The organism is Streptomyces torulosus, from assembly GCF_001419765.1.
Lineage (GTDB): Bacteria > Actinomycetota > Actinomycetes > Streptomycetales > Streptomycetaceae > Streptomyces > Streptomyces torulosus.
The window spans coordinates 1-2,364 of the sequence record NZ_LIRK01000223.1 but is presented as its reverse complement, the minus strand read 5'-3'; the positions used below and the strand labels follow the sequence as shown (position 1 = coordinate 2,364).

The window sequence follows — 2,364 nt, the reverse complement described above, 5'->3', positions numbered from 1 at the left end:
GAACCACCCGCGCCCCCGAGCTCTTCCGCGCCCGGCGACAACCGTCTCGCGCGGGAGCGCGACGTGGGGCACCGTGGAGGGACGTGTGGCCGCCGGCCACGGCGAGAGGTCCCGATTGGAGTAGCCGTATGTCCGACCACGTGTACCGGGTCACCGAGATCGTCGGCAGTTCGGGCGAGAGCGTCGACCACGCCATCCGCAACGGCATCGCCCGCGCCGCCCAGACCCTGCGCAACCTGGACTGGTTCGAGGTGACGCAGGTCAGGGGGCACATCGAGAACGGCGAGATCGCGCACTACCAGGTCGGCCTGAAGGTCGGTTTCCGGCTTGAGGGCACCGACTGACGGCTCAGGTACGACATCCCCGTCCCCGCACCCGTCAGGTGCGGCCCTCCCGTTCCTGCGCCACCTTCAGTTCGGCGGAGGCGGCGGCCCAGCGCGCCCGTACGACGGGAAAGCCCGCCCGCTCCGCGTCCTCGCAGACCAGCTCGTCGTCGTCCACGAGGACGCGGATCTCGCGGTTCCCTGCCAGCTGCCGCAGGATCTCCAGCTTCGTGCGGCGGGCCGGCCTGCGGTCGTGGTTCCGCCGCATCCAGATCCGCCCCTCGGGGAGCCCCTGCGCGGCGAGCCAGTCGACGGTGTCGCGCCGGCACCGCTCGGGGCGCCCGGTGAGATACACGACCTCGCACTCCTCGGCGTACCGCAGCGCCAGCTCGATGCCCTCCGCCAGCGGCGGATCCTGCGGGGCGGCGGCGAAGAACGCGTCCCAGTCGCGCGGCTTGCGCTCCAGGTACCGCTGCCGGTGCGCGGTGTCGGCGAGCGTGTTGTCGAGATCGAATACGGCGAGGGGCCTGCTGTCGTCGGTCACGGGTCCAGCCTAGGCAGAGCGTTACACGTGTCGTCCGCCGCTGCTTCACACAAGGTACACAAACCCCTCCCGTAGCTTTAAGTTTCAAACGTTAGGCTCGTCCTCTCTCCCCCCACAACAGCACAGGAGAATCGGCGTGCTTGACGGCGAAGTGATCGTGATCGGCGGCGGATACGGGGGCATTCGCCTCGCCAAGCAACTGGACGAGTACGCGCGGGTCACCCTGGTGGACCGCAAGGAGGTCTTCTTCCATCGCATCGCCGCCCTGCGCGCCGGCGTGCAGGAGGAGTGGACGACGACGCCCTTCATCCCCTACGACCGGCTGCTGAGCAACGGCCGGGTGATGGTGGGCAAGGCGGTCACCATCGACACCGGCGAACGGTACGTGAAGCTGGCCACCGGTGAGCGGCTGCCGTACGACGTGGTGGTCATCGCCACCGGCGCCGACTATCCGGAGCCCGCCCGCTTCCTCGGGACGACCACGGAGGAGGCGGCCAAGACGTTCACGGCGCACCAGGAGAGCATCGCCGCGGCCGAGCATGTGCTCGTCGTGGGCGGCGGTCCCGGTGGTGTGGAGCTCGCGGCGGAGATCCGGCTGGCCCGGCCCGCCACCCGAGTGACGCTCGCGCACGCGGGGTCGGCGCTGCTCAGCTCGACGGGCAGCAAGTGGGCCGGGCGGCGGGCCCTGGCCTGGCTGCAGTCGCACGACGTGGAGGTGCGCCTCGACTCGTTCATCTCCCCCGGCGCCGACTTCGGCACGTACCGGGACGGCCGCGGCCATCTCATCGAGGCGGATCTGTCGTTCTGGGCGACCGGCACCACCCCGAACACACTGTGGCTGCGGCTGGCCGGGCACGGCGACTGGCTGAACGCCGCCGGGCATGTGAAGGTCGACCGGATGCTGCGGGTCGACGGGCGGCTCGACGTGTTCGCGGTGGGTGACGTGAACGACGTCACCGAGCTGAAGATCTCCCCCGCCGCGATCGCCCAGGCGGACATCGCCGCGCACAACATCCGCGCCTACCTGGGGAGTTCGGGCAAGCATCGCAAGGAGCCTCGTTCCTACCGGCCGGTCCAGCGGACCCCGCTGATCGTGCCGTTCGGACCGGCCGACGGGCTCACCCTGATCCCCGTGCCGGGGGGCGAGACCGCCGTGCTCGGCGGCCGCACCAGCACCCTCGCGAAGGCGAGGACCCTGATGACGCCGTACGTGCGCAAGCAACTCGGGTACTCCGCCTAGGGGGTGTGTCGAAAGTCCCGCACAGCACCCACGGCGGCCGGCACGCACTCTCGCCGCACCGGCCGAAACCCCAAGTACGTCCAGTACGAGGGCTTTCGTCCGGCACGCCGAGAGCACGCACCGGACACCGCGGGCACCGCACAGGACTTTCGAAACACCCCCTAAAGCGTGTTGCAGAAGGCTGTGATCAGGGCATTTCCCTTGTATGCGTGGGGTGTTGAGGGCTGATCCGTTGTGGGTGGAGACGTTCACGGGGC

The 2,364-nt window shown here is 69.9% G+C and carries 3 protein-coding genes; 2 read left to right on the top strand and 1 reads right to left on the bottom strand.

Annotation, left to right across the window (positions count from 1 at the left end; translation table 11 throughout):
- Positions 1-128 precede the first annotated feature (128 nt).
- Entirely contained in the window at positions 129-344 is a 216-nt protein-coding gene (locus AOK23_RS16265; protein WP_055541560.1) for a dodecin, read from the top strand.
- Between the two features lie 34 nt (positions 345-378).
- On the opposite strand, the gene AOK23_RS16260 is transcribed toward AOK23_RS16265, so the two are convergent.
- Entirely contained in the window at positions 379-867 is a 489-nt protein-coding gene (locus AOK23_RS16260) for a phosphatase domain-containing protein (RefSeq protein ID WP_055713430.1), read from the bottom strand.
- A gap of 136 nt (positions 868-1,003) precedes the next feature.
- On the opposite strand from AOK23_RS16260, the gene AOK23_RS16255 reads away from it, so the two are divergent.
- A complete protein-coding gene (locus tag AOK23_RS16255) occupies positions 1,004-2,107 on the top strand; it encodes an FAD-dependent oxidoreductase (protein ID WP_055713429.1) in 1,104 nt (367 codons plus the stop codon).
- Positions 2,108-2,364: the final 257 nt, after the last annotated feature.

Coding starts and splice junctions, on each gene's coding strand:
- AOK23_RS16265 (WP_055541560.1), top strand. CDS start 129: ATGTCCGACCACGTGTACCGGGTCACCGAGATCGTCGGCAGTTCGGGC.